Annotated in this window: 23 protein-coding genes; 4 read left to right on the top strand and 19 right to left on the bottom strand. The window is 66.6% G+C overall.

Annotation, left to right across the window (positions count from 1 at the left end; translation table 11 throughout):
* Positions 1–65 precede the first annotated feature (65 nt).
* Positions 66–2,405 carry a Tex family protein gene (locus tag JQ616_RS20375; protein WP_212017310.1) on the top strand — a complete coding sequence of 780 codons (2,340 nt, stop codon included), beginning with the start codon at positions 66–68 and terminating at the stop codon, positions 2,403–2,405.
* 120 nt (positions 2,406–2,525) lie between these two features.
* On the opposite strand, the gene JQ616_RS20380 is transcribed toward JQ616_RS20375, so the two are convergent.
* Positions 2,526–2,930 carry a DUF1127 domain-containing protein gene (locus JQ616_RS20380; RefSeq protein WP_212017313.1) on the bottom strand — a complete coding sequence of 135 codons (405 nt, stop codon included), beginning with the start codon at positions 2,928–2,930 and terminating at the stop codon, positions 2,526–2,528.
* Between the two features lie 453 nt (positions 2,931–3,383).
* Here JQ616_RS20380 and JQ616_RS20385 point away from each other — a divergent pair, with 453 nt between their 5' ends.
* The 3 genes from JQ616_RS20385 to JQ616_RS20395 all read left to right on the top strand — a co-directional run bounded on the left by JQ616_RS20385 (position 3,384) and on the right by JQ616_RS20395 (position 6,114).
* Positions 3,384–3,908: a hypothetical protein gene (locus tag JQ616_RS20385; RefSeq protein WP_212017315.1), complete on the top strand. Its 525-nt coding sequence runs from the start codon at positions 3,384–3,386 to the stop codon at positions 3,906–3,908.
* Positions 3,909–4,061: 153 nt separating this feature from the next.
* A complete protein-coding gene (locus tag JQ616_RS20390) occupies positions 4,062–4,754 on the top strand; it encodes a response regulator transcription factor (protein ID WP_212017317.1) in 693 nt (230 codons plus the stop codon).
* A 340-nt stretch (positions 4,755–5,094) separates the two neighbouring features.
* Positions 5,095–6,114, top strand: coding sequence for a sensor histidine kinase (locus JQ616_RS20395; RefSeq protein ID WP_433995988.1), 1,020 nt, complete (start codon positions 5,095–5,097; stop codon positions 6,112–6,114).
* Positions 6,115–6,291: 177 nt separating this feature from the next.
* Here the strand turns inward: JQ616_RS20395 and JQ616_RS20400 are convergent, their stop codons facing one another.
* From JQ616_RS20400 to JQ616_RS20485, 18 genes are read right to left on the bottom strand one after another with little or no spacing between them, the layout of a single operon-like run.
* Positions 6,292–6,918: an FMN-dependent NADH-azoreductase gene (locus tag JQ616_RS20400; protein WP_212017321.1), complete on the bottom strand. Its 627-nt coding sequence runs from the start codon at positions 6,916–6,918 to the stop codon at positions 6,292–6,294.
* A 9-nt stretch (positions 6,919–6,927) separates the two neighbouring features.
* Positions 6,928–8,496 (bottom strand): isochorismatase family protein, encoded by a 1,569-nt coding sequence (locus JQ616_RS20405; protein WP_212017323.1) that lies wholly within the window; start codon positions 8,494–8,496, stop codon positions 6,928–6,930.
* A 17-nt stretch (positions 8,497–8,513) separates the two neighbouring features.
* Positions 8,514–9,362, bottom strand: a complete 849-nt coding sequence (locus tag JQ616_RS20410) for an MBL fold metallo-hydrolase (RefSeq protein ID WP_212017325.1) — start codon at positions 9,360–9,362, stop codon at positions 8,514–8,516.
* 49 nt (positions 9,363–9,411) lie between these two features.
* Positions 9,412–10,302 (bottom strand): amidohydrolase family protein, encoded by an 891-nt coding sequence (locus JQ616_RS20415; RefSeq protein WP_212017327.1) that lies wholly within the window; start codon positions 10,300–10,302, stop codon positions 9,412–9,414.
* Positions 10,299–11,417, bottom strand: coding sequence for a vWA domain-containing protein (locus JQ616_RS20420; RefSeq protein WP_212017329.1), 1,119 nt, complete (start codon positions 11,415–11,417; stop codon positions 10,299–10,301). The genes JQ616_RS20415 and JQ616_RS20420 overlap by 4 nt, the downstream gene beginning before the upstream one ends.
* Positions 11,414–12,295, bottom strand: a complete 882-nt coding sequence (locus JQ616_RS20425; protein WP_212017331.1) for an AAA family ATPase — start codon at positions 12,293–12,295, stop codon at positions 11,414–11,416. The genes JQ616_RS20420 and JQ616_RS20425 overlap by 4 nt, the downstream gene beginning before the upstream one ends.
* A gap of 8 nt (positions 12,296–12,303) precedes the next feature.
* Positions 12,304–13,326, bottom strand: coding sequence for a xanthine dehydrogenase family protein molybdopterin-binding subunit (locus JQ616_RS20430; protein WP_212017333.1), 1,023 nt, complete (start codon positions 13,324–13,326; stop codon positions 12,304–12,306).
* Positions 13,327–13,328: 2 nt separating this feature from the next.
* On the bottom strand, positions 13,329–14,915 hold the full coding sequence (locus JQ616_RS20435; protein ID WP_212017335.1) for a xanthine dehydrogenase family protein molybdopterin-binding subunit: 1,587 nt from the start codon (positions 14,913–14,915) through the stop codon (positions 13,329–13,331).
* A 12-nt stretch (positions 14,916–14,927) separates the two neighbouring features.
* Entirely contained in the window at positions 14,928–15,407 is a 480-nt protein-coding gene (locus tag JQ616_RS20440) for a (2Fe-2S)-binding protein (RefSeq protein ID WP_212017337.1), read from the bottom strand.
* Positions 15,408–15,412: 5 nt separating this feature from the next.
* Entirely contained in the window at positions 15,413–16,231 is an 819-nt protein-coding gene (locus JQ616_RS20445; protein ID WP_212017339.1) for an FAD binding domain-containing protein, read from the bottom strand.
* A 14-nt stretch (positions 16,232–16,245) separates the two neighbouring features.
* The gene (locus JQ616_RS20450) at positions 16,246–16,689 is read right to left on the bottom strand and encodes an SRPBCC family protein (protein ID WP_212017340.1); all 444 of its coding nucleotides are present in this window, start codon (positions 16,687–16,689) and stop codon (positions 16,246–16,248) included.
* A 3-nt stretch (positions 16,690–16,692) separates the two neighbouring features.
* Positions 16,693–17,130, bottom strand: a complete 438-nt coding sequence (locus JQ616_RS20455; RefSeq protein ID WP_212017342.1) for an SRPBCC family protein — start codon at positions 17,128–17,130, stop codon at positions 16,693–16,695.
* An 8-nt stretch (positions 17,131–17,138) separates the two neighbouring features.
* Positions 17,139–20,033 (bottom strand): flotillin family protein, encoded by a 2,895-nt coding sequence (locus JQ616_RS20460; protein ID WP_212017345.1) that lies wholly within the window; start codon positions 20,031–20,033, stop codon positions 17,139–17,141.
* Between the two features lie 26 nt (positions 20,034–20,059).
* Entirely contained in the window at positions 20,060–20,893 is an 834-nt protein-coding gene (locus JQ616_RS20465; RefSeq protein WP_212017347.1) for a phosphoenolpyruvate hydrolase family protein, read from the bottom strand.
* Positions 20,894–20,896: 3 nt separating this feature from the next.
* Positions 20,897–23,104, bottom strand: coding sequence for an ABC transporter permease (locus JQ616_RS20470; RefSeq protein WP_212017348.1), 2,208 nt, complete (start codon positions 23,102–23,104; stop codon positions 20,897–20,899).
* The gene (locus JQ616_RS20475; protein WP_212017350.1) at positions 23,097–23,879 is read right to left on the bottom strand and encodes an ABC transporter ATP-binding protein; all 783 of its coding nucleotides are present in this window, start codon (positions 23,877–23,879) and stop codon (positions 23,097–23,099) included. The genes JQ616_RS20470 and JQ616_RS20475 overlap by 8 nt, the downstream gene beginning before the upstream one ends.
* Positions 23,872–24,957: a branched-chain amino acid ABC transporter permease gene (locus JQ616_RS20480; protein ID WP_212017352.1), complete on the bottom strand. Its 1,086-nt coding sequence runs from the start codon at positions 24,955–24,957 to the stop codon at positions 23,872–23,874. Before JQ616_RS20480 ends, JQ616_RS20475 begins: the two co-directional genes overlap by 8 nt.
* 1 nt (position 24,958) lies before the next feature.
* Positions 24,959–25,969: a branched-chain amino acid ABC transporter permease gene (locus tag JQ616_RS20485; protein ID WP_212017354.1), complete on the bottom strand. Its 1,011-nt coding sequence runs from the start codon at positions 25,967–25,969 to the stop codon at positions 24,959–24,961.
* Positions 25,970–26,024: the final 55 nt, after the last annotated feature.

Here is a 26,024-nt window from a genome sequence, read left to right on the forward strand (position 1 = left end):
ATGGTTCATAAGCGGCGTCCGCACCATCGCTGATCCGGTGGTGCAACGGGGTTAGAGAGAGAAGCGTGGCAAAGATTCATCATCAGATTGCGCAGGAGCTTGGGGTTCGCGACGAGCAGGTCGAGGCGGCGGTGACGCTGCTCGACGGCGGCGCCACGGTGCCGTTCATCGCGCGCTACCGCAAGGAGCTGACCGGCGCGCTCGATGATGCGCAGCTGCGCACGCTGGAAGAGCGGCTGACCTATCTGCGCGAGCTCGAGGAGCGTCGCACCGCGGTGCTCAATTCGATCCGCGAGCAGGGCAAGCTTGATGCCGCGCTCGAAGCCCAGATCATGGCGGCCGACAGCAAGGGCCGGCTCGAAGACATCTATCTGCCGTACAAGCCGAAGCGCCGCACCAAGGCCGAGATCGCCAAGGAAGCGGGCCTCGAACCGCTCGCCGATCAGCTGCTGACGCAGCCGCAAAACGATCCGAACGAGGCCGCCGCGCCCTTCGTCAATGCCGAGAAACAGGTCGCCGACGTCGCCGCTGCGCTGGACGGCGCGCGCGCCATCCTGGTCGAGCGCTTCGCCGAGGATGCCGACCTGATCGGCGCGCTGCGCGAGGAGATGTGGTCGAACGGCATCATGGCCTCGACCGTGCGCACCGGCAAGAAGACCGAGGGCGAGAAGTTCAAGGACTATTTCGATTTCTCCGAGCCGCTGCCGAAGCTGCCGTCGCACCGCATCCTGGCGCTGTTCCGCGGCGAGAAGGAGGAGATGCTCGACCTCGCGATCAAGCCGGAGGCCGAGGCGCCGGCTGTCGGCGTGCCAGGTCTCTACGAGCTCAGGATCATGAACCGCTTTGCGATCTCCAACCAGGGCCGCAAGGGCGACAAATGGCTGACAGAGACGGTACGCTGGGCCTGGCGCACCAAGATCCAGATCCATCTCAATATCGACTTGCGGCTGCGGCTGTGGACTGCGGCCGAGACCGAGGCGGTGCGGGTGTTCGCCTCCAATTTGCGCGATTTGCTGCTGGCGGCGCCGGCCGGCCCGCGCGCCACCATGGGGCTCGATCCCGGCTATCGCACCGGCGTCAAGGTCGCGGTGATCGATGCGACCGGCAAGGTGGTCGCACACACTGCGATCTTCCCGCACGAGCCGCAACGGCGCTGGGACGAGGCGCTCGCCATTCTCGGCAAGCTTGCGATCGAGCATGGCGTCGAGCTGATCGCGATCGGCAACGGCACCGCCTCGCGCGAGACCGACAAGCTCGCCGCCGAGCTCGTGAAGCGGCTGCCCGAGCGCAAGATGACCAAGATCGTGGTCTCCGAAGCCGGCGCGTCGGTCTATTCGGCCTCCGCCTTTGCCTCGAACGAATTGCCCGACCTCGACGTCACCATCCGCGGCGCGGTCTCGATCGCGCGGCGCCTGCAGGATCCGTTGGCCGAGCTGGTCAAGATCGATCCGAAGGCGATCGGTGTCGGCCAGTACCAGCACGATCTCGGCGAAGCCAAGCTGGCGCGCTCGCTCGATGCGGTGGTGGAAGATTGCGTGAACGCGGTCGGCGTCGATGCCAACACCGCTTCGGTGCCGCTGCTCTCGCGGGTGTCTGGCATCGGCGCGGGACTGGCGCAAAGCATCGTGCAGCACCGCGATGCCAACGGCCCGTTCAAGTCGCGCAAGGCGCTGAAGGACGTGCCGCGGCTTGGGCCGAAGGCGTTCGAGCAGTGCGCCGGCTTCCTGCGCATCAGCAATGGCGAAGACCCGCTGGATTCGTCCGGCGTGCATCCGGAAGCTTATCCGGTGGTGCGCCGCATCCTCGAAGCGACCAAGAGCGACATCAAGGCGCTGATCGGCAACGCCGATGTGGTGCGCGGGCTGAGGCCGCAATCCTTCGTCGACGACACCTTCGGTCTGCCGACCGTCACCGACATTCTGCGCGAGCTGGAAAAGCCCGGCCGCGACCCGCGTCCGGCGTTCAAGGCGGCGGTGTTCAAGGAAGGTGTCGAGGAGGTCAAGGACCTCAAGCAGGGCATGATCCTCGAGGGTACCGTGACCAACGTTGCGGCGTTCGGCGCCTTCGTCGATATCGGCGTGCATCAGGATGGGCTCGTACACATCTCCGCGATGTCGCGCAATTTCATCAAGGACCCGCGTGAAGTGGTGAAGCCGGGCGACATCGTCAAGGTCAAGGTTCTGGACGTCGAGGTCGCGCGCAAGCGCATCGCGTTGACCTTGCGGCTTGACGACGAGGTCGGGCCGAAGAAGGACAATGCGGGACCGTCGCGCGATTTCTCGCGCGGCTCGGCCAGGATGACATCGTCCGCGCCGCGCCGTCCGCAGGAGCAGTCCGGCGGCGGCGCGCTCGCTGACGCGCTGCGTCGCGCGGCCGAGAAGAGCGGGCGCGGCAAGCCGACCTGAGCCGCGTTGGCGTCATCGGCCATCTCACGGCGATACAGACAAGGGGCGGATCACGTTTCGCGGGTCCGCCCGGTTGCCTGCCGCTGAACGCCACAGAGTTGGTGGTGAACCGCCCATGAGCTACATCAGTCCGCGCGAGAGCCATAGGTGCGCCCTGCTGTCCCGGAGCCTTTCGAGAGCTCGGTGGGCGGCGATGTAGTCGATATCGCTGGGCGTCACGCCGATATCCATCAGCTCCCTGTCGCTGAGGTCGCGCAAGCTCACGCGTAAACTCCTGCGTTGTTGCCAGTTGCGGAAAGCACGCCAGCACCGCTGAAGCAAACCTGGGAGGCTCCGCGTCGATGCGACCGGTGGTCCAGCCGCCTCCTTTTCCGAGAAAGCGTCTCTCCGCGCCGCGATGGAGGCATCGGGGCACGTCTCGGCCAACGCATCGCCCGGGGCGTCTTTCGCCAAGGCGATGGCGCGGCTGAGCCCTGCGGCATCGCGCCCGGGCTCGGCTGTGAAGTTCGTCTGTTGAGGTGGCATCGCACGCTCCTGCTGTTGTGCCGGCAGGAGTGTGGCCAAACAAAAGGCCCCGTCCGATGCCGGCGGGGCCTGGTGAAAGATCGCGTCGTCGAATTCCTAGCGCGCGACTCCTTCCACGGCCCAGCAAGAGTGGGTCATGTTTTTACGGTTCGCGGTGCGCACGACGGTGACCATGTCGGTTGGCTATCACGGGGATCGCGCAAAATCAAGGGCTGCGCCTGCGCCACGCGCATCCTGGAGTCGAGCGGTCCTGACTGACGTGAGGATCGTTTGAAAGTTTGAAGCGGAAGCCCGAAGCGTGCCGCAGGCGGAAAGCCTCGCGCCAATCCTAAATCCGCTGTCAGAATCTGGCGCATTTGTCAGTTGAAGTCGGCCTCACGCTTGCGTCTTCTGAGCATCCTCTGCTTGCGGCGATGAGAGTTCGCCGCGGTCCCAATCAGGGAGGATATCTCGATGACGAACAGGCTTCTCAAATGTCTCACGGCGGCGACGCTCGCGGTCAGCGTTGCGCTTGCCCCCGCGGCTCTTGCCAGAGGCGGCGGTGGTGGTGGTGGTGGCGGACATGGCGGCGGCGGTGGTTTCGGCGGCGGCCACGGCGGCGGCTTTGCCGGCGCCATGGGCGGTGGCATGCATGGCGGCGGCTTTGGCGGCGGAATGCATGGCGGAGGTTTCGGCGGCGGTATGCGTGGCGGAGGCATGGCGTTTGCCGCGATGGGCGGCGGCGGCCATTTTGCCGGCGGCCATTTCGGTGGCGCGCGCTTCGCCGGCGCTCCCGCATTCGGCCCGCGATTTGCCGGCGCCGGATTCCACGGCGGACGCTTCTTCCATCACGGCGGCTTCTTCCATCATCATCGCTTCCATCGCTTCGCATTCTTCGGCGCGCCTTACGTCTATGCCGATTACTACGAAGGCTGTTACCGCAGGGTATGGACGGCTTACGGGCTGCAATGGGTCAATGTGTGCGGGGACTATTGGTGATCGCCCAACCAACCGCACCGTTGTCGCGGTCGTCGCCAGGCGTTCCATCCAGCCCCGGATTGGGATAGTCTGGCGGCGGCTGTCGCGGGGCACGGGCACTCGGAGAGTTTGCGAACTCGACAGGGTTCAAGACAACTCGGAGAGTTTTGCACAATGACCGGAGCTCACCGCCGCATTCTCGTCGTCGAGGACGATCCTGAAACCGCGGGCCAGCTCGTCGAGGAGCTCACCACCAGCGGCTATGAGGTCGATCTGGCCGCGAACGGCCGCGAGGCGCTGAGCCAGGGCGCGGCGCGCGACTATGCCGTGATCACGATCGATCGCATGCTGCCCGACATCGATGGCATCACGGTGATGCGCCAGATGCGCGACGACGGCATCGCAGTGCCGTTCCTGATCATCAGTGCGCTCGGCGAGGTCGACGATCGCGTGCGCGGCCTGCGCGCCGGCGGCGACGACTATCTGGTCAAGCCGTTCTCCTTTGTCGAGTTGCTGGCGCGGCTGGAGGCGCTGGGCCGCCGCAGCGAGACCGTGGCCAAGGAGACCATCCTGCGGGTCGGCGATCTCGCTGTCGATCTGATTGCGCGAACGGCGAGCCGCCGCGGCCGCAAGATTCCGCTGCTGCCGAAGGAATTCCAGCTGCTCGAATATCTTGCGCGCAACGAGGGCCGCGTGGTGTCGCGCGCCATGCTGTTGCAGCATGTTTGGGATCTGCATTTCGATCCCTCGACCAACATCATCGATGTCTATGTCGGGCGGGTGCGCCGCAAGGTCGACGACCAGCAAGCCTATCCGCTGATCCACACCATTCGCGGCATCGGGTACTGCCTCCGTGCTCCTGGCTAAGACCCTCGGGTCATCGACATTCCGCCTGGCCTTGATCGCCATCGGCGTCTTTGGCCTGATCGTGTCCGCGATCTTCGCCTATGTCTATTGGTCGACGCTGTCCTATGTGCGCGACAGGTCCGACCGCGCTATCATGATCGAGCAGGCGAGCCTCGATGAGGCCTATGCGCGGTCCGGCCGTGGTGGCCTGACCGCGTTGATCGCCCAGCGCGTCGTCGACAAGAACTTTGCCGATCATGTCTATCTGCTGGCCGGTCCCGGCTCCGCGCCGCTCGCCGGAAATCTCAAGCAATGGCCGGCGGACGCTTCCGGGCAGGGATGGGCCGAGTTTCGCACCTCGCTGCCGGCGCTCTCTTCGGGGTCGGCGCTGATGCGCGGCGTGACGGAGACCCTGTCAAACGGTGATCGGCTGCTGGTCGGCCGCGACATCAGCGACCTCGACGGCTTCATGGCGCAAATCAGGGCCGCCGGCATCGCCGCCGTGCTGCTGATCATCGGCCTTGCCGCCGCCGCCAGCATCGGGGTCACGCGGCGAACCGTCGGCCGGATCGAGCAGATCAATGCGATCAGCCGCGCCATCATGCTGTCCGGCCTTGACCAGCGCATCCCGCTCCGCGGCAGCCATGACGAATGGGATCGCGTCGCCGAGAATCTCAACCTGATGCTGGACCGCATCCAGACCCTGATGGGGGACGTCAAGCAGGTCGGCGAGAACATTGCCCATGATTTGCGCACGCCGTTGACCCGGATGCGCGGCCGGCTGGAGAAGGCCTACCATGCCCCGCGCAACCAGCAGGCCGACGCGGCGCTGATCGGCGACACCATTGCCGATCTCGATGCGGTGCTCGGGATGTTCGCGTCGATCACGCGGATCTCCGAGATCGAGACGCGGGCCCGCAAGGGCGCGTTCCGCATCGTCAATCTCGTCGAGATCGCCGGCGAGGTGGTCGAGCTCTACGACGCTGCGGCCGAGGAGGTCACCACCCATCTCGAGCTTGCCGGCGATCCCGCGGTGCAGGTCACAGGCGACCGCGACCTGCTGTTCGATGCCATTGCCAATCTCGTCGACAACGCCATCAAGCATGGCCGCCCGGGCGGGCGGGTGATCGTGACCTGCGACAACGACGAGAACGGTGCGGTAATTGCGGTCGCCGATGACGGTCCCGGTATCCCGGCCGAGCAGTACGACCACGTTTTCAAGCGCTTCTACCGGCTCGAGCAGAGCCGCTACACGCCGGGCAACGGCCTCGGCCTCAGCCTGGTCGCAGCGGTCGCGAGCCTGCACGGCGCGCGGATCGAACTGCGCGACAACGCGCCGGGACTGTTGTGCAGGCTCGTGTTTCCTGCGGCTGAGACGTAGGGTGGGTGAGCCGAAGGCGCAACCCACCAGCGCCATTCTCATCCGGCAACGATGGCGGGTTACGCTTCGCTAACCCGCCCTACGAGCTGCGCTGCTTGGGATGTGAAGCGGCATTTCTGCCGACGTCGTCCCGGGCAAGCGAAGCGCGACCCGGGACGACGGTGGGATGGGGACCGCTCAAAACCTCGCCGCCATCTCCGCCAGTCGCCGATGCGACGCCTCCCGCGCCGTGCGGATCGGCTCAGTGGGCCCGGTGGTCGGGCCGATCGGCACGAAGCGTACGTCGCTGATGCCGATGAAGCGCAGCACTTCGCGCAGGTACGGCGTCGCCATGTCGATGCGGCCGCGGTTCATGCCGGTGACGAAGTCGCTGCCGCTGGCCAGGATCACAACCGTCGGGCGGTCCTTGAGCAGCGGCAGATAGCCCTGCGCTGGGTCGAAGCGGAAGGTCAGGCCGGGCTGGATGATGACGTCGAGCCACTGCTTGAGCTTGTAGGGGATGGAGAAATTCCACATCGGCGTCGAGATCAGCACGCGATCGGCCAGCGACAGCCGCAGTGCGAGTCGCTCGGCGACGGCGAAGGCGTCGTGCTGCGAATTGGTGAAGCTCTTGCCGCCGATCCGGGCGTATTTCGCTTCGAGCAGATAACCCTCGAATTCCGGCAGCGGCTCGCGCCACAGGTTCATCGCGTCGATCTCCCAGTCCGGCCGCGCCTCGCGGAATCGATCGAGAAAGACCCGCGCGCCGGCCGCCGATTCCGAATCGGCGCGGGGAGAGCAGGCAAGATGCAGCAGCTTCGGCACCGCGCCTCCTCAGCCGAGCGCCTTGATGACGGTGTCGGCGTTGGTCACGACGGACACGTTCTGCAGCGCGAAGTTGATCGCGGCGTTGTGCCAGTCGGCATTCATGGTCGAGCAGCAATCCTCCGGCACGATCATGAAATAGCCCTTGTCGGCGCCGGTGCGCGCGGTGTGCTCGACCGACATGTTGGTCCAGGCCCCGGTGTTGATGATCATGTCGCGGCCGGTCGCCTTCAGGATGGTCTCGAGCCGTGTGCCTTCCCAGGCGCTCATCCGCATCTTCTCGACCACGAAGTCGCCCGGGCGCGGCTCGAGCCCCGAGACCGGCGCCGCGCCCCAGCTGCCGCGTACCATCGCCTTGCTGTCGACCAGCCCCTCGAACAGCGGAGCGTTCAAGGTCACGCCGGGCGCCCCCGGCTCGACCACGAACCAGACGTGAATGATGGCGACGCCGCGCGCCCGCGCGGCCTCGGCGACGCGGCGGACATTCTCGACGACATGCTGTTGTCTTGCATGTGCGGGCGCGCCGGACTCGGCGAACGCGCCGCCATCCATGATGACGTCGTTCTGCATGTCCTGGATGATCATCGCGCAGCGCTGCGGATCGATCTGCATCTCGCCGGCGGCGAGATTCGGCGCGGGCGCGGATGACGCGGCACCGGCGCCGCGCTTGCCGCTCATATAGGGCTCATGGCGCGGCCCGACCCTGGTCGGGATCGCATAGACCGAATGGGTCGCGGTCAGATACAGCGTGCGGAAATCGGCGCCGCCCCAGGCGAGGTTGGCGACGAGCTCCGGCAGGCGGACCTTGCCGAGCAGATTGCCATCAGGCGAATAGACCCAGACGCCGCCGGGCGCGGTGACCCAGACATTGCCGCGCTGGTCGCACTTCATGCCGTCGGGCAGGCCGGGCTCGAGCTCGGAGCGGATGCCGGAGGCGAACACGCGCGGATTGCCGAGTGCGCCGTCGGCGCCGACATCGAAAGCGCGGATCAGCGCCTGCACGGTGTCGTTGACATAGAGGATGCGCTCGTCGGGCGAGAAGCACAGCCCGTTCGGCTGCTCGAACAGATAGCGGTCGACCAGCAATTTCGGCGCGCCGCCGCCTGGCGGGACGCGATAGACGCCCTGGAAGCCGAGCTGGCGCGGCCGCTCGACGCCATAGACCGGCATGCGGCCATACCAGGGGTCGGAGAAATAGATTGCGCCACTCGAATGCACGCAGACGTCGTTCGGACTGTTGAGCTCCTGGTTCTCGTAATGCGAGGCCAGCACCTCCCGTCGTCCGTCGGGTCGCTCGCGGATCAGTGACGACGTCGCATGCTCGCAGACGATCAGGTTGAGGTCCGCGTCATAGGTCATGCCGTTGCATTTGTTCGATGGCCGCTTGACTTCGACCACGCCGCGCCGCGCATCCCAGCGCCGGCGCACGTCGCCCGGCATGTCAGAGAATAGCAGGAAATGCTCCAGCGGATGCCAGATCGGTCCTTCCGTGAAATCGAAGCCGGTGCCGACCTGGCCGACCGGCGCATACGGGTCGATCAGGTCTTCGAACTCGCTACGCAGCGTGACATGCGTCATCGCATTCGTCCTCGCTGTTACGCCGGGAACCAGTTGCGTTGCGGCAGGCTCTGCACGACGGGCCCGGGCACCTGGTCGTGCAGGCGGCCGACCACCGCGCCGCCCTCGATCTTGGCCGGGCGATCATGCACCGGCAATAGATAGCGGGAGCTGGAAAGCAGCTTCTTGATCGCGGCCTTCTCGGCGCGCTTGCTGGTGCCATGATTGCCTGTCGTGCGCGGCTCGGCGTCGTGGATTTCGTTGAATGGATTCACGATCTGGTCGTTGAAATCGTAGATCACGTCGCCGCAGATCGTCGCGATCCCGTCGGCGGTGTGGACGTGGATGTTCATCGAGCCTTCGGTATGGGCGTTGGCCGCGTCGCAATAGACGCCGGGCATCAGCTCGACCGGGCCGGTGATTTCGAGGTCGAGGAAGCGCAACGCGCTCTTGGTGTGCAGCCGATCGATCAAATGCTTGATGTCGGGCGCGGGATATTGCGGGTGCATCAGGCCGGAGACGGAATATTCCAGCTCCTTGCGGTTGAGGACGACGGTGGTGTTCATCGGAAACAGATCGTCCTTGCCGGCATGGTCGATGTGCAGATGGGTGTGGCAGACGAAGCGCACGTCGCCCATCCGCACGCCGTGACGCGCCAGCTGGTTCTCGATCATGTTCTCGTGGAACTGGAGCCCGCGCATGCCGAGCGTCTCCATGATCTGGTTGGAGCGATAGCCGGTATCGACCAGCACAGGGTAGGGGCCGCCGAGGATCAAAAAGCCGAGCGTCAGCACGCGGCGCGTGCGGCCGCAATTGTGCCCGAGCACGAGGAAGCTCGATTCCAGCTCGATATCGCCATAGTCCAGGACCTTGATCTCCAACGGCATCGCTCTCCCTCCAAATTCGTATTCGTTTGTGTTTGTGTCGACGTCGCGTCTACGGCCCCAGCCGATAGACCCGCGCCGCCGTTGTGCTGAAGATCGCCTCGCGCTGCTCGGGACTTAACCGTTCGGCGGCCGCCTTGAAGGCGTCGACGAGATCGCGGTAGCTGGTCCACAGTTTCTCGATCGGAAAGTTGGAACCGAACAAGCAGCGATCCGCGCCGAAGATCGCGACCGTGTCGATGACGATGCCGGCGATGTGCGCGGGATCGTTGCGATGGATGAAGGTGCCGAGCCCAGACAACTTCGACACCACGTTCGGGCATTGTGCCAGCCGCGCCATGCCGGCGCGCCAGGCGGCGCGGCCTTGCGGCGACAAGTCTTCCAGCATGCCGGCATGTTGCAGGATGAAGGTCACATCGGGGCAGGCCTCGGCGAGACCTGCGGCATCGGCCATCTGTGGCGCGAACACCTGCAGATCAAAACTCCAACCGTAATCGGCGAGGTGGCCGACATTGCGCCGGGTCACCGGGTCGGTGCAGAGATCGGGACGTGTCGCGAAGCGATACAGCGGGTTGTCGTGCCAGTGCAGCTGCATGCGCACCCCGCGCATCAGCGGATAGCGCTGCAGGCGATCAAGCTGAGGGCGGACGTCGTGGACGGAAAAGTCTGCATAGGCGACGAGCGCGTGCGGCCAGCCATGCTGGTCAGCGGTCTGCTGCACCCAGGCCGCTTCATCCTCGAACTGGCCGTTCGGCCAGTTGGTCTGGACATAGACCGAGCGGGTGACGCCGGTGCCTTTGAGGTCGTCGAGATATTCCTCAATCGGATAGTCGCGACGGATCGGCTCGTAGGGGCCGAAGATACGTGGCTGCATCGGGCCGGACAGCCAGGCGAGATCGGCCTGGCGCCAGATATGATGATGTCCGTCGACAATGCCGGTCACGCAGCTCTCCTCATTCCAAGCGATAGCAGATGCGCGACGACAGCCGCGCTCGATGCACCGTCCACGAGATCATCGACGAAGCGCTCGATCGCGATCAGCGCCTCGGTCTGCGGCTTGAAGCCGGGCGAGGTCGCGAGCGGCGTCAGCCAGCTGACGCGCCAGGCCCGGCGCGACAGTTTTGCCACGGCATCGCGCAGTGCGGCCGGATCTCCGCGCTCGAGGCCGTCGGAGACGATCACGACCGCGGCGCCGCGGGCATAGCCCGCGAACCGCGGCACCGCGAGGAAGGCCTGCAGTGCATCGCCGATCCGAGTGCCGCCGTCCCAGTCGCTGACCAGGAACGAGGCTGCGCTCAGGGCCTGCTCGCGGCGTTTCAGCCGCAGCGCAGGGGTGACGCGAGTCAGCCGTGTGCCGAAGGTGAAGACCTCGACATTGCCGGCCGACTGCACCAGCACGTGTGCTAACCGCATGTTCTCCTCGGTGCGCGCCTTCATCGAGCCGGAGACGTCGATCAGCAACAGCATCTTGCGCGGGCGCTGGCGGCGGCGCATCCGGCCGAGCCGCAGCACTTCGCCATCATTGCGGACGCTGTCACGCAGTGTGCGGCGCAGATCGGCGAACGGGCCGGAGCGCGCGCGGCGGCGCCGGTGGCCGCGCCGCCGCGGCAGCCGCTGGGCCGCCTCACGTGACAGCCGGCGTAGCGGATCGCTGGTCGGGACTTGCGCAAATCTGCGCTCGACCAGTGCCTCGGCGCGCGCCGCGGCGAGGCCGGATTCGTTGGCTTCGTCGGCAAGCGGCGGCTCGTCCTCGCCGCGGCCCTCCTCCTGCAGGCGGACGGTCTCCTCGTCCTCGCCTTCGGCCTGCTCGATCGCATCAGTGCCGCGGAAATGGAGGTCGAACAGCCGGTCATAAGTCGCGCGGCGCTCCGGGGGCGGAGCCAAGGTCGCGAGCCCGGCTTGTCGGATATGCTCCAGGCTTCTCGGTCCGAGCAATTCGATCGCGGCGAGGAAGCTCGTGGTCTGCTCCGGCGCGACCGAGAAGCTGTTGGCGCGCAGCAGCGCGACAAACGACACGAAGATCCGTGCGGCGCGCGGCAGCTGGAGATCGTCGCTCACGCGGCCGCCTCCGCGATGATGGCATCGAGGCGCGGCGAGATGAAATGCAGATCCTCCTCGTCCTTCAGCGCAACGCCGATCGAGCGCCTGAAGGCATCGGGCCAGCGCGCGCCGCCCTTGTTGAGCAGGGTTGCGGCTTCGGCCCAGTCGACCGCTTCGGCGATGCCCGGCGCCTTGCTCAGCGGCTCGCGGCGCAGCCGGCCGACCGCGGCGACCACGGCGCGGGCGGTGGCCTCGGCGACGCTGGAGGCGCGCATCATCACGATGCGGGCTTCGCGTTCGGCGTTCGGATAGTCGATCCAGTGATAGACACAGCGCCGCCTCAGCGCTTCGTGCAGGTCGCGCGTCCGGTTCGAGGTCAGCACCACGACCGGATGCTCGGCGGCGCGGATGGTGCCGCGCTCGGGGATCGAGATCTGGAAATCGGAGAGGAATTCGAGCAGGAAGGCCTCGAACTCCTGGTCGGCGCGGTCGATTTCGTCGATCAGCAGCACCGTCGCGTCGGGCGCGCGCAGTGCCGCGAGCATCGGGCGTTCGATCAGGAACGACTCGCCGTAGATGTCGATGCTCTCTTCGCCGGCCTGCCGGATCGCCAGCATCTGGCGCGGATAGTTCCACTCATAGAGTGCCGCCGAAGCGTCGATGCCCTCGTAGCATTGCAGCCGGATCAGCCGGCGTCCGAGCACGGCGGCGATCGCCTTTGCCGCCTCGGTCTTGCCGACCCCCGGCGCGCCCTCCAGCAGCAGCGGCTTGCCGAGCGCAAGCGAGAGATAGGAGGCGGTCGCGATGCCGTCGTCGGCGAGGTAATAGGCCGCGCGCAGCGCCTTCTCCAGCGCCTCGGGGCTGTCGATGCCGACGATGTTGCTGCGGACCGGCATGGAAAACCTCAGCGCCGCGGCTGCGGCCGTGCGCCGCCCTGCGCCCGGATCGCGCGCAGTACTTTTTCCGGCGTGATCGGCAGGTCGTCGATCCGGACGCCGACCGCGTTGAAGATCGCGTTGGCGACCGCAGGCAGCACCGGATTGGCGCACATCTCGCCCGGTCCCTTGGCGCCGAACGGACCGTCGGGTGCGGGACGTTCCAGTACCGCGATGTCGTGCGGGCAGATGTCTCCCGGACCCGGCATCTGGTATTCGACGAAGTCGCGCGGCCCGTGGACCGGCTCCGGATAGTAAGGCTCCGGCGTCTCGAAGAGCGCGTGGCTGACGCCCATCCAGGCGCCGCCGACCAGCTGCTGCTCGACCAGCCGTGGATTGAGCGCGCGGCCGAGCTCATAGGCGGAATCCATTCTGACCATGTCGACCTCGCCGGTCTCGTCGTCGACCTCGACCTCGGCGACGAGACAGGCATGCGCGTAGCAGGTCGCCGGCGACATCTCGCCGGTCTCGGGATCGACGTCGGACAGTGGCACCAGGAAGATGCCGCGGCCGGAGATCGTCTTGCCCTGTTTGAATTGCGCGGCGATCGCAACATCCTTGGTCGAGATCGAGCGATGCGGCGCGCCCTTGACGTGGATGTTGCCGCGACCGTCGGTCTCGAGATCGGCGGCATTCACTTCGAGTTCCTCGGCCGCCGCCTCCATCATCACGCCGCGCGCCTCCCGCGCCGCCGCCATTACGGCGTTGCCGACGCGATGCGTGCCACGCGATGCGAACGAACCCATGCAGTGCGGCCCGGTGTCGGAGTCGGCGGTGTCGACATAGACGTCCTCGACCGGCACGCCGAGCGTCTCGGCGCAGATCTGGCGGGTCACCGACTTCATGCCCTGGCCGAGATCGATCGAGGACAGCGCCACGGTGAACTTGCCGCTGGGGTTGGAATGCACCAGCGCCTGGCTCGGATCGCCGCCGAGATTCATGCCGATGGGATAATTGACCGACGCGATGCCGCGTCCGCGATGCCTGGTCATGGTCAGCGCCTCCTGGTGCCGAAGACGGAAGAGAAACGGGTAGCGCCATGCGAGGGCGCGCTCGGCCGTGGCGGCGAGGGTGGCGTCGGGGGAGGAGGCGGTGGTGGCGGTTCGCGGCTCGCGGCCGGCGCACGGTCATACGTGGTGCGCTGCTGCGACGGTGCGGCCGCTGGCGGGTGCGATTCACGCGGCGTCAGCGTCACGGCTGCACGGATGCCGCCGCCGTCCTTGCGCGACGACATCCGCTTGAACTCCTCGCGAAGCGGCCATTTGGCCTTCTCGGCTGCGACCTGCACGCATTCGATCAGCGCGGTGTTCTTGGCCTCGCGACGATGCGCCTTCATGTCGCCGTCGCGATACGCATTGAGGATCCGGAATTCCATCGGGTCCATGCCGACCAGATGGGCGAGCTTGTCCATCTGGCACTCGATGGCGAAATCCATCGCGGTGACGCCGAAGCCGCGCATCGCGGTGGCGGGCGTCCGGTTGGTGAAGACGCAATAGACGTCGCCATGGACGTTCGGGATCGTGTAGGGCCCGGGCAGATGCGCGGCGCATTTCACCGCCGCATAGCTCGACAGCCGCGTATAGGCGCCGCTATCGAAATAGGCGCGCACCTTGCGGGCGACGACACGGCCGTCGCGCATCACGCCGTCCTTGATGTAGATGCGCTCGGCGCCGCGCGGCGGGCCATATTGCATCTCCTCCTCGCGCCCGAACACGTAACGCACCGGTCGCCCCGTCAGCATCGCGCCGAGGATGCAGAGCGGCTCGGTCAGCGTATCGACCTTGCCGCCAAAGCCGCCGCCGACCGTGCCGCCGATGAAGTGGAACGTGTTGGACGGCACGTCGAGGATCTTTGCGCAGGTATCGACCGAGAAGAACAGCGCCTGCGTCGAGGTGTAGACGATATAGCGGCCATTGGTGTCAGGCGCCGCGATCGAGCCGTTGGTCTCGGTCGGGGCGTGCTCGATCGGCGACATCTGGTAGCGTTGCTCCAGCACATGGTCGGCCGCGGCCAGCGCGCGGTCGGCGTCGCCGAACCGCAGCTGCTGGCGGTCGTAGGTCTCGTGATAGGTGAAGGTGTTCTTGGGATAGACGTCGTTGACGACGGGTGCGCCCGGCTTCAGGGCGTCCTCGACGTCGAACACCGCCGGCAGCGGCTCATAGTCGATCTTGACCTTGGCGATCGCCTCATAGGCCTCGCGCGGGCTGTCGGCGACGATGGCGACGATCGGCTCACCCTTGTAGCGCACCTTGTCGAACGCCAGCGACGGCTCGTCGTCCTTGCCGAAATTGATCAGCGAGAGCAGCGTGTTCAGATTGCGCGGCACGTCGGAGGCGCGGATCACCCGCCGCACCCCCTGCGAGCGCTCGGCCTCGGAGGTGTCGATGCGCCGCAGCCGTGCATGAGAATGCGCGCTGCGGACCACTTTCAGGTGCAGCATGCCCTGCAGCTTATGGTCGTCGAAATAGGGCGAGGTGCCGGTGACATGGCCGAGCATGTCCTGGCGCTGCGTGCCCTTGCCGATCTCTTTCAGGTTATCGTCGCGCTCCTCGGCGAAGAGGTCCTTGCGTAATTCCAGCATGGCACTGTTTCCTTACGCGCGGGCGCGGCCGCCGGAGGCGGCAGCCAGCACGGCGTTGATGATCGGCTCATAGCCGGTGCAGCGGCAGATATTGCCGGAGATCGCCTCAACCACCTCGGCGCGGCTCGGCTGTGGATTACGATCGAGCAGCGCCTTGGCGGCCATCAGCATGCCCGGCGTGCAATAGCCACACTGCGCGGCGAAATTGTCGGCGAAGGCGCGCTGTAGCGGGTGCAGATTGGGACCGTCCTTGATGCCGTCGAGCGTCTCGACCGATCGGCCGGCGATCGTCTCGGCCAGTGTCAGACAGGAGAGATGCAATTCGCCGTCGATCAGCACGCTGCAGGTCCCGCAGCCGCCCTGGCCGCAGCCGAATTTCGGCGTCATGTCGCCGATCAGCTCACGCAGTGCGACCAGCAGATTGGTGCCGCCGTCGACGAAGATCGCGACGTCGCGGCCGTTATGGCTGAATTGGAGAGGGGTCTTGGCCATGCGCTCTATTCCTGACCGGACAACAGGCGGCGGAGATGTACGCCGACGATCTCGCGGCGATACCAGGCGCTGGCGAGTGCATTGTCGCCGGGCGACGTTCCCTCGACGGCTGCTGTCGCCGCCGCACTGATCGTCGACGCGTCGAGCGCGCGGCCTTCCAGCGCGCGCTCGGCGGCACGGGCGCGGATCGGCGTCGGCGCCATCGAGCCGAGCGCCACGCGGGCGCCGACGATGCGGCTGCCGTTGACCGGCAGATGCGCCGCGAGCGTAATCACCGCGCCGCCCTTGGGCTTGATCCGTGCGATCTTGCGGTAGCGGAAGGCATCGGCGCTGCCGGGCTTGGCAAAGGAGATCGCCAGCACCAGCACGCCGGTCTGCCGGTCGCGCGATTGCAGGAATTCGTCGATCGGGATCTCACGGCCGCCGAGCCCGCCTTGTACCGACACCATTGCATCGAGCGCGAGCATCGCGACCGTGAAGTCGCCATATGGCACCGGCGCGAACAGATTGCCGCCGACGGTTCCCATGTTGCGCACCGCCGGGCCGCCGATCGAGCGGGCAGGGCCGTGCAGGAAGGCGAGATCGCGTTCGGCCAGGATGCGGGCAAAGGTGACGCCGGCGCCGAGCGTGATGCGCGAGCCCGACGCGTCGATCCGTGTCATGGCCTGGTCGCTGGCGCGCACCACGGTCGAGATCGAGATGTCGCCCTCGTTCAGCGCCCGCATCACCAGCGTGCCGCCGCCGAGATAACGGGCGCTACGATCGGACGACAGCGCCGCCGCGGCGTCGTGGGTATTGGTGAAGGTCTTCACCGTGACTGGCATGATGTCCTTCCCGCTTACGCGGCCTCCTTCAGATGCCGGCGGATGGCCTCAAAGCCGGCCTGGTAGATATCCTCTGAGACCATCTGCGTGATGCGGTCCCGGTCTTCGATCCGGGTCGAGAAGCGCGATTCCCAGTGCCAGAAGGTACGGTCGCCGTCGGTGACCGGCAGCAGGCGGACATGCGCCACGTAGTTGAACATCGGGATCGGCGTATCAAGCAGGCAATAGCTGAACGACTGTTCGAGATCGGAGAGCGCCAGCAGCTGCTCGCGCAGCTCGGCGCCGTCCTTCAGTTTGAAGCGCCTGACGCAGCCGATCTTGTCGGAGGGCTGCGCGCGCTCGATGCCGCTTGTCGCGACCGCCGGGTGCCAGCGGTCATGACCGTTGAAATCGCGCAGCACGGCCCACACCGCATCGGTCGGTGCATCCACGATCGTGCTTTTGACGATATGCGGCACGGCCTATCCCCCAAACGCCCGCTTCAGGGCGTCGAAGCCGGCCTGGAACACGCCGCCGCCGATATTGTTGACCAGCTCGATCTCGCGCTCCGGCGCGCAGTCGAACTCGGCGGTCCACTCCATGAAGGTCTGGTCGCCATCGGTGACCGGCGTCAGCCGCAAGGTCGCGACGTAATTCTCGACGCCCATCGGCGATTCCAGGATCGAGTAGGTGCAGAACATGTCGTAGTCGGATAGCCCGAGCAGCTTCTCCCTGATCCGGTCACCGTTGCGCAGCCGGAAATCCCTGACGCAGCCGATCTTGTCCGAGGGCTCGCCGCCCTCGATCCGGCTCTCGGCGATCGCCGGGTGCCAGTTCGGCAGGCCGTTGAAGTCGCGGACGCGGGCCCAGACCCGGTCATTGCGGGCGTTGACGACGGTGGAGACGTAAACCCGTGCCATGTGTCAGCTCAGTCCTTCTTGCGCGGCGTGCGCTCGGGGCGCGCCGGCTCGCCGCCGCCCTCGGAGGCCGCCGGTTTGGCATCGCCGCCGCCCTTGCGTGCGGAGTCCTTGATGCCCTGCATGTCGCGGGCCTCACGAATCAGGCCGGGCATCTTGGCCAGGCTGCCCCCCTCGACGCCGATGTCTGACAGGATCGAGTCGATCAACGGCGCCTGCACGCGGTAGCGCAGCGCGGAATCGATCACCTCGTCGGTGGCGCTGCGGCCAGAGCCGCCGCCATTTCCATTGCCGTTGAGGCCGTCGACCTGGAGGATGCGGATGCCCTCGATCTTCTCCATCGGCTTGACGCTCTCGCGCACGATGCCCTCGATCCGGTCGAGCAGCTTGCGGCGGAACAGCGAGTAGCGTGCCTGGTCCGTCAGCACGTTCTCCGCCTCGTTGAGCAGGCGCTGCGCCTCGGCCTCGACCGCGGCGCGGACACGTTCGGCGTCGGCAGCGATCTTGGTCTCCTCGGCCTGCTTTTCGGCAAGCAGCACCTCGACCGTCTTGCGCCGCTTCGCGATCTCGCTTTCGCGCGCGGTGACGACGCGCTCGGCGGCCTCGGTCGCACGGATCCGGGCGTCCTCGGCGGCAGCGCGCGCCGCAGATTCCTCAAGCGACTTCTGATGCAGCGCGATGGCCTTCTCCATCAGCGCGGTCTCGACATCCTTCTCGCGGTTGACCTCGAGCTTGCGCAGCTCGCGCTCGCGGCCGACCCTGGCCTCATCGAGGCCACGATCCGACGCGATCCGGGCGCGTTCGACCTCCTCGCGCGCGGCAATCTCGGCCTCCTGTAACGACTGGTTGCGGGCGACTTCGAGCTGCTCGATCGAGCGGCGCCGTTCGATCCGGGCCGCTTCCAGCGCCTGCTCGCGCGAGACGTCGGTGGTGTCGACTTCCTTGCGCGCCACAATCTCGGCCTGCCTGACCTGGCGGTCGGCATCGATCCGCTCGGAACGCTTGGCGGCGAGCGCGATCACGCGCTCCTCGTCGGCGAGCTCGATCGTCTTCCTCTGGTCGATATTGAGCACTTCGCGGGTTCTGGACGAGGCGATCCGCTCGCTTTCCAGCGCCAGCTCGACGTCGATCCGCTGTCGCTCGATGGCGTCGCGGCGCTTCAGCTCGGCGGCCTCGATCGCCTCGGTGCGCGCGATTTCGAGCCCGCGGGTCTCGCGCTCGGCACGAATGCGTTGTGCGGCAACCGACTTCTCCTGCGAGATCCGTGCCGCCTCGATCGCCTCGCGCGAGGCGATGTCGGCTTCCTCGATCGCGCGGGTGCGCGCGATTTCAAGTGCGCGGACGTGCTCCTCCTGGGCGATCCGCGACGCTTCAGTGGCCTCGCGCGCGCTGATGCCGGCGATCTCGACCGCCTGGTTGCGCTCGATTTCGAGCTTGCGGGTGGTGTGGTCGGCGGCAATGCGCTCGGCGGCCAGCGTCTTCTCTCTGATAATGCGGGCGGCCTCGACCGCCTTCTGCGCCTCGATCTCGGCTTCCTGGATGGTGCGGACCTGCTGGATCTCCAGCGCCCGGGTGCGCTCATCCGAGGAGATGCGCTCGACATTGACCGTCATGGTCTGGGCGATGCGCGCCTTCTCGGTGGCTTCGCGGGCCGCAATCTCGGCCTCGTCGACCGCTCGGGTGCGCTCGATCTCGCGGCGGCGGGTCTCTTCCTCATTGGCGATGCGGGCATCGGTGACGACGCGGTCCTGCTGGATGCGGGCCTTCTCGATCGCCTCGCGCGCGGCGATCTCGGCTTCCTCGACTGTGCGCATCCGCTCGATCTCGCGTTGCCGCACCTCACGCTCCGACGCGATCCGGGTGGTATCGACCGAGCGCTGGTTGGCGATCCGGACCTTCTCGATCTCCTCGCGGGCCAGCAGCTCTTTTTCCTCGACCGCGCGGGTCCGCTCGATCTCCTTGTGCCTGGTCTCGCGTTCCGAAGCGATGCGCGCCTCGGTGATCGCCTGCTCATTGGAGATGCGTGCCTTCTCAATGGCTTCACGCGCGGCGATCTGGGCCTGCTCGGACTCGGTCTCGCGCAGCGCGCGCTCGCGGGCGACCTCGGTGCGCTGCAGGGCGCGGCGCATCTCGATGTCGCGCTCCTGCTCGAGACGGGCGGTCTCGCTCTCGCGTTCGATCTCCAGCGCCTGCCGCTCGGCTTCGAGATTGCGAGAGCGGATCTTGATCATCGAGTCCTGCTCGATGTCGTTGCGCAGCTTGCGCTTGGCTTCGATGTCCTCCATCAGCCGGGTCAGGCCCTCGGCATCGAAGCGGTTCGAGGGATTGAAATATTCCAGGTCAGTCTGGTCGAGATCGGTGATCGCAACCGATTCCAACTCGAGACCGTTCTGCGCCAGCGCTTCCGCGGCATTGGCCTTGACGCGCGCAACATAGTCGCCGCGCTGCTCATGCATCTGCTCCATCGTCATTTCGGAGGCAACCGAGCGGATCGCGGAGATGAACTTGCCGGACAGCAGGGTGTGCAGTTGCTGAGGCTCCATGGTGCGACGGCCGAGCGTGGCGGCGGCGATCGAGACCGCCTCGCGGGTCGGCTGCACCCGGACGTAGAAATCGGCCTCGATGTCGACCCGCATGCGGTCGCGGGTGATCACGGCGTCCTGGCGCGAGCGCACGATCCCCATCGGCAGCACGTTCATGTTGACCGGCGTGTAGTCGTGGATGAACGGCAGCACGAAGGCGCCGCCATTGATCACTACGCGCTCGCCCATGAATCCGGTGCGGACGAAGGAGACCTCCTTCGACGAGCGGTGATACAGCCAGTTCACGACATAGACGATGATGACGATCGCGACGATTGCGACGATGAGCCAGAGGATCAATTCACCGACCAGCATCCCCGACATCTCTTCCTCCCTTGGTCGCGGCGGCTCTAGCGCGCGCCGATCGCCTTGAATTTGCGAACCTGTTCCGTCAGCGCCCGCTCGACCGGCAAGCGCTCCATCGAGGAGGCGCCGTAGAAGCCATGGCAGTTGCGGGTCTTCTTCATGATGAAATCGGCATCCGCGGGGTCCGCGATCGGACCGCCATGCGCAAGCACGATGATGTTCGAGTTGACGCTGAGCGCAGCCTCCGCCCAGGCCTCGATGCGTGCGGGGCAGTCTTCAAGCCTGAGCGCGGTCTGCGCGCCGATCGTGCCGCCCGTGGTCAGGCCCATATGGCAGACGATGATATCGGCGCCGGCGATCGCCATCGCTGTCGCCTCCTGCTCGCTGAACACATAGGGCGTGGTCAGCATGTTCTTGTCATGCGCTTTCGCGATCATGTCGATCTCGAGCGCGTAGGACATGCCTGTTTCTTCAAGGTTTGCGCGGAAGACGCCGTCGATCAGGCCGACGGTCGGGAAGTTCTGCACACCGGCAAAGCCCAGCGCCTTGAGCTGGTCGAGGAACACGTCCATGTCGCGGAATGGATCGGTGCCGTTGACGCCGGCGAGCACCGGCGTGCTGGTCACGACCGGCAATACTTCGCCGGCCATCTCGACGACGATGGCGTTGGCATCGCCATAGGGCATCAGCCCGGCGAGCGAGCCGCGGCCGGCCATGCGGTAGCGGCCGGAATTGTAGATCACGATCAGGTCGACACCGCCGGCCTCCTCGCATTTCGCCGACAGCCCGGTGCCGGCGCCCCCGCCGACGATCGGCTCGCCGCGTGCGATCATGGCGTGAAATTTCTTCAATAGTGCCGCGCGTTCAAACCTGGGCATGGGTCACCTCGCCAGTCTCCGCCGACCACCGGCGCGTCCAAGCAGCGGACGGAACGCGCTGACGATGGCGGCGGTGAACTCGGGATCGTTGATGTTGCGCTTGACGCGGATGAGCTGCCGGTTGCCGGTCTGGCGCACGGTGCGTTCCAGCGCGCGGAACAGCGCAGCGTCCGCATCGGGGTCCCAGAACGGCTGGCCCGGCGCATCGAGCGCCGAGACGCCGCCTTCGGCCAGGAAGAAGCGCACCGGCCCATCCATCTGGTTCAGGCGTTCGCCGATCCATCTGCCGATGCCCTCGTTCTCTTCCGGCGTGGTCCGCATCAACGTGACCTGCGGATTGTGAACGTGGAATTTGCGCTGCCGGTAACGCTCGGGAATCGTGTCCGGCGCGCCGAAGTTCACCATGTCCAGCGCGCCGACCGAGCCGACATAGGGCACGCGGCTGCGGATGATGGCGCCGAAGCGATCCTCGGTCGCGGGGAACACGCCGCCCATCAGCAAATCGCAGACCTCGGTGGTGGTGAGATCGATCACGCCGGCGAGCTGGCCGGACTCGACCAGCTTCTCCATCGAGCGGCCGCCGACGCCGGTGGCGTGGAAGACGAGGCACTCGAAATCCTCGCGCAGGTCGGCCGCGATCTTCTGCACGGCCGGCGTGGTGACGCCGAACATGGTGATGCCGATCGCCGGAAGATTTACCGTGTCGCGCTGCTTGCCGGCATGCTCGTCTAGCCGCGCCTTGACCATGCCGACCAGCGCATGGGCGCCGTTGCCGAGCACCGTGCGCGAGATCGAGTTCAGGCCCTGCACATCGGTCACCGAATACATCATGGTGATATCAGCGGGGCCGACATAGGGACCGACGTCGCCCGATGCGACCGAGGAGATGATGAGTTTCGGCACGCCGACCGGCAGCGCGCGCATGCCCGGCGCGACCAGTGACGCGCCGCCGGAGCCACCGGCGGAGATGATCCCGGCGACATTGCCCTGGCGACGCAGCCAGCGCTCGAATGCTTCCGCCATCGCGGTGACAGAGGCGCCGCGATCGGCCCCGAATACGCTGGAGCCACCGCGGCCGTGGTTCAGCGCGATCTCCTGCGCGGTGACGTCGCAGCTCGCCGCCTTGCCGCTGGTCGAGACGTCGACCAGCCGGGTGCGCAGGCCGCTGCCGGCAATGATGTCGCGGATGAAGCGCAGCTCTGCACCCTTGGTGTCGAGCGTGCCGACGACCAGCACGACCGGTGGCCCCGATGTCTTCGACGTTACAGGCTCGCGCCGCGTGCGAGTTGCCTCTTCAAGCCGCGTCACTCCGGCGGACTGCGTCCGCGCGGCGGCCTCGATGCGGGCGATCGGCACCGGCTGCGACCAGCGCGTCGGCAGCACGGGATTGGAGACGTAGATTCGGACTGGACCCTTGCGCTCCGGCTGCGGCGTGCCGGGTGCTTCAGCCTTCGCCGGCGCGGCCTCGGCGTCGGTCTCATCAGCACCGTGGGTGCCGACACCGAGCAAGCGCTGCTGCAACTCGCGGTCGGTCGCGAGGCGCGCGGAGTCGATGATGCGGTTGATGCGGCCATTGACCATGATGGCGACGTTGCGCGACACCGCCGTCGCCACGCCGATATTCTGCTCGATGACCAGCACGGAGATGTCGCCTTCATCGCCGAGGCGCAGCAGCATTTCCTCGACCTGCGCGACGATCACAGGCGCAAGGCCTTCGGTCGGCTCGTCCATGATCAGGAGTTGCGGATTGGTCAGCAGCGCGCGCGAGATTGCGAGCATCTGCTGCTCGCCGCCGGAGAGCTGGTTGCCGCCGTTGTTCTTGCGCTCGGCAAGCCGCGGGAAGGTGTCGTAGATGCGCTCGATGGTCCAGGCGCCGCGGCGCAGGCCGCCGGCGAGCGCGAGGTGCTCGTCGACCGTCAGTGAACGCCAGAGGCGGCGGCCCTGTGGCACATAACCGACGCCGAGCCGGGCGATCCGCGCCGGATTGAGCCGCGTGACCTCCTCGCCGCGGATCCGGATCGAACCGCCGCTGGCGCGCACCAGGCCCATGATGGCCTTGCACAGCGTGGTCTTGCCCATGCCGTTGCGGCCGACCACCGAGAACACACCGCTATCGAGCGTCAGATCGACGCCCTGCAGCGCGTGCGAATGGCCGTAATAGACGTCGAGACCCTTGACCTCGAGCGCAGGCGCGGCGCGGCGGTCATTCATGGCCGCCTCCGAGATAAAGCTCCTGCACCTCGGGATCGGATTCGATCTCGCGCGGCAGGCCTTCCTTGAAGATGCGGCCGTTGTGCATCATCGTCACGCTCTCGACGACGCGCAGCGCGACGTCCATGTCGTGCTCGATGATGATGTAGCCGATATGGGCCGGTAGCGAGGTCAGGATCTCGATCAGCTCGCGCCGTTCGGTCGGCGACAGACCGGCCGCTGGCTCGTCGAACAGGATGAAGCGCGGCGCGCCGGCGAGCGCCAGCGCGATCTCGAGCTGGCGCTGCTGGCCATGCGCCAACTCGGCGACGCGCTGGTCCTTGACGCCTGCGAGGTGCACGGCCTGCACCAGCGTTTCGGTCGCGTGCATCAGCGCATCGTTCTGCCCGGGGCGCAGGAACGAGAAGCGGCCGCGCGAGACGCCGCGGCAGGCGAGGTAGACGTTGTCCTGCACGGTGAGGCCGGGAAACAGCGCCGAGATCTGGTAGGTGCGGCGCAAGCCGCGGCGGATGCGTTCATAGGGCGGGAACTGGGTGATATCCTCGCCGAAGAAGCGGATCGTGCCGGAGGAGGGCGGGAAGTCGCCGGTGATGCAGTTGAATAGCGTGGTCTTGCCGGCGCCGTTGGAGCCGAGCACCGCGCGGCGTTCGCCTGGGCGCACGGTGATGGTGACGTCGGTCAGCGCCGCCAGCGCGCCGAACAGCCGCGTCACGCCGCGCAGCTCCAGCGCAGCACCGGCGCCGACCACCGACAGCCGCTGTGCGACGCTATCCATGGCGGCCTCCGCCTGAACGTAGCGTCGACGATGCATTGCGCTGTCGCCAGCGTTCCCAGAGCCCGATCACGCCGTCGGATGACCAGAACACGATGGCGAGAAATCCGAGCCCGATCAGCAGCCGGAATCGGTTGCCATCGAGGCCGAACTTGATCAGCACGTCGAGCGCGAAGGTACGCAACAGCACGAAGATCAGCGCGCCGATGAACGGACCGATCGGCCTTGTGATGCCGCCGACCACGGCGATGATCAGCACGTCGATGCAGGCGCCGACGCTGACCGAGCCGGGCGAGATCTGCCGGTAGTTCCAGACCTGCAGCACGCCGCCGAGCGCTGCGATGAAGGCGGCGAAGGCGTAAGCCGCGATGCGGTGCGCATTGGGATTGAAGCCGAGCGCGGCCATCCGGCGGGAATTGTCGCGGACGCCTTGCAGCGCAAGGCCGAACGGCGCGCGCGAGATATATTGGACCGCGAAGTAGCAGATCGCGGCGACGCCGAGCGTCACATAGTAGAACGCGATGTCGCCGCGCCAGTCGACGCCCCAGAAATGCGGTGTTGCGACAGTGTTGATGCCGGTGTGGCCGTTGAAGATCGCCCAGTTCTGGTTGGTGAAGTAGTAGAACGCGGCGCCGATCGCCAGCGTGATCATGATGGTGTAGATGCCCTCGGTGCGCACCGCGAGCGCGCCGCCGAGCGTGCCGAACAGCGTCGCCAGCGCCAGCGCCATCGGCGTTGCCAGCCACCACGGCCAACCCAAGCTGATATTGGCGTTGCCGCTGATGCCGAACACCGCGACCATGTAGCCGGCAAAGCCCGCGATGGTGAGCTGCATCAAGCTGACCATGCCGCCATAGCCGGCGAGGAACATCAGGCTCAGCGCAATGACACCAAGGATCAGCGTGGTGGCGAAGATCTCGATCAGGAAGAAGCCGTTGGCGATCAGCGGCATGATCACCAGGATCAGCGCGACCAGCCATGCCGCCGGGTTCTGAAATTCCGGCCAGGCGGGGATCAGGGCGCGGCGGGGCGCGTTGGCGGATGGATCAGGGCGCAACTGGGTGCTCTGGAGCAACGACATCTCATCGCCTCGCGAGCAGGCCCTGCGGCCGTACTGCCAGCACCAGCACCATGATCAGGAAGGTGACGACGATGGCGTAGGTCGGGATGTAGACCGAGCCGAGCTGCTCGGCGAGGCCGATGATGACGGCGCCGAGCGCCGCTCCTGGGATCGAGCCCATGCCGCCGACGATCACGACCACCAGCGATGCCAGCAGGAAGCGCGTATCTTCGCCCGGCGATAGCGACTGGAAGGTGCCGCCGACCACGCCGGCGATACCGGCAAGGCCTGCGCCGAGCGCGAACACCAGCACGAACACCAGCTGGATCCGCACCCCGGTCGCGGCCAGGATGTCGCGGTCGTCGACCCCGGCGCGCACGATCATGCCGATCCGCGTGCGATTGAGCGCCAGCCACATCGCGATGCCGATCACGACCGAGGCGGCGAAGATCACCAGCCGCACCAGCGGGTATTGCAGATAGACCGGCTCGCCCGATGATTTGATCGCGGTGAGCAACGGCAGCTGCACTGGGCCGATCAGCCAGGCAGGGGTCTGGACCTGGTAGAAGTCGCCGCCGAACACCCACAGCATCAGATCGGCGAACACGATCGAGAGCCCGATCGTGACCATGGTCTGCCGGAGGTCCTGCCCCTCCATACGGCGGAACACGACCAATTGCAGGATCACGCCGACCAGCGCCACCGCGATGAAGGCGACGATGAAGGAGAGGATCCACGACCCGGTCCAGGTGCTGATCGCGTAGCCGATATAGCCGCCGAACAGATAGAGCGAGCCGTGCGCGAGGTTGACGTTGCGCATCAGCCCGAAGATCAGCGTGAAGCCGCTGGCGACGAGGAAATACAGCCCACCGAGTGTGATGCCGTTCAGGACCGCGTTGAGGAATACGCGCTTGCGGCCGATCGCGGCTTCCAGCCCCGGCGGCCAGATCGCGAACACCAGCCACGCGAGCACCGCGACCGCGATGATCACGATCAGCGCCCAAGCCGGATGGCGTTCGATGAACCTGGCCATCTCCGTCGCGTTCCCTCAGGTATCGCGACCGTCTGCCGGGCCGCGTGTCCCGTCA

This window comes from Bradyrhizobium tropiciagri, assembly GCF_018130545.1.
Classification (GTDB): domain Bacteria; phylum Pseudomonadota; class Alphaproteobacteria; order Rhizobiales; family Xanthobacteraceae; genus Bradyrhizobium; species Bradyrhizobium tropiciagri_A.

Bases quoted from the DNA above. Each gene is read 5' to 3' on its own strand.
- JQ616_RS20380 (WP_212017313.1), bottom strand. From the start codon at position 2,930: ATGCCACCTCAACAGACGAACTTCACAGCCGAGCCCGGGCGCGATGCC.
- JQ616_RS20385 (WP_212017315.1), top strand. From the start codon at position 3,384: ATGACGAACAGGCTTCTCAAATGTCTCACGGCGGCGACGCTCGCGGTC.
- JQ616_RS20390 (WP_212017317.1), top strand. From the start codon at position 4,062: ATGACCGGAGCTCACCGCCGCATTCTCGTCGTCGAGGACGATCCTGAA.
- JQ616_RS20405 (WP_212017323.1), bottom strand. From the start codon at position 8,496: ATGACGCATGTCACGCTGCGTAGCGAGTTCGAAGACCTGATCGACCCG.
- JQ616_RS20410 (WP_212017325.1), bottom strand. From the start codon at position 9,362: ATGCCGTTGGAGATCAAGGTCCTGGACTATGGCGATATCGAGCTGGAA.
- JQ616_RS20425 (WP_212017331.1), bottom strand. From the start codon at position 12,295: ATGCCGGTCCGCAGCAACATCGTCGGCATCGACAGCCCCGAGGCGCTG.
- JQ616_RS20430 (WP_212017333.1), bottom strand. From the start codon at position 13,326: ATGACCAGGCATCGCGGACGCGGCATCGCGTCGGTCAATTATCCCATC.
- JQ616_RS20435 (WP_212017335.1), bottom strand. From the start codon at position 14,915: ATGCTGGAATTACGCAAGGACCTCTTCGCCGAGGAGCGCGACGATAAC.
- JQ616_RS20440 (WP_212017337.1), bottom strand. From the start codon at position 15,407: ATGGCCAAGACCCCTCTCCAATTCAGCCATAACGGCCGCGACGTCGCG.
- JQ616_RS20445 (WP_212017339.1), bottom strand. From the start codon at position 16,231: ATGCCAGTCACGGTGAAGACCTTCACCAATACCCACGACGCCGCGGCG.
- JQ616_RS20455 (WP_212017342.1), bottom strand. From the start codon at position 17,130: ATGGCACGGGTTTACGTCTCCACCGTCGTCAACGCCCGCAATGACCGG.
- JQ616_RS20460 (WP_212017345.1), bottom strand. From the start codon at position 20,033: ATGTCGGGGATGCTGGTCGGTGAATTGATCCTCTGGCTCATCGTCGCA.
- JQ616_RS20465 (WP_212017347.1), bottom strand. From the start codon at position 20,893: ATGCCCAGGTTTGAACGCGCGGCACTATTGAAGAAATTTCACGCCATG.
- JQ616_RS20470 (WP_212017348.1), bottom strand. From the start codon at position 23,104: ATGAATGACCGCCGCGCCGCGCCTGCGCTCGAGGTCAAGGGTCTCGAC.
- JQ616_RS20475 (WP_212017350.1), bottom strand. From the start codon at position 23,879: ATGGATAGCGTCGCACAGCGGCTGTCGGTGGTCGGCGCCGGTGCTGCG.
- JQ616_RS20480 (WP_212017352.1), bottom strand. From the start codon at position 24,957: ATGTCGTTGCTCCAGAGCACCCAGTTGCGCCCTGATCCATCCGCCAAC.
- JQ616_RS20485 (WP_212017354.1), bottom strand. From the start codon at position 25,969: ATGGCCAGGTTCATCGAACGCCATCCGGCTTGGGCGCTGATCGTGATC.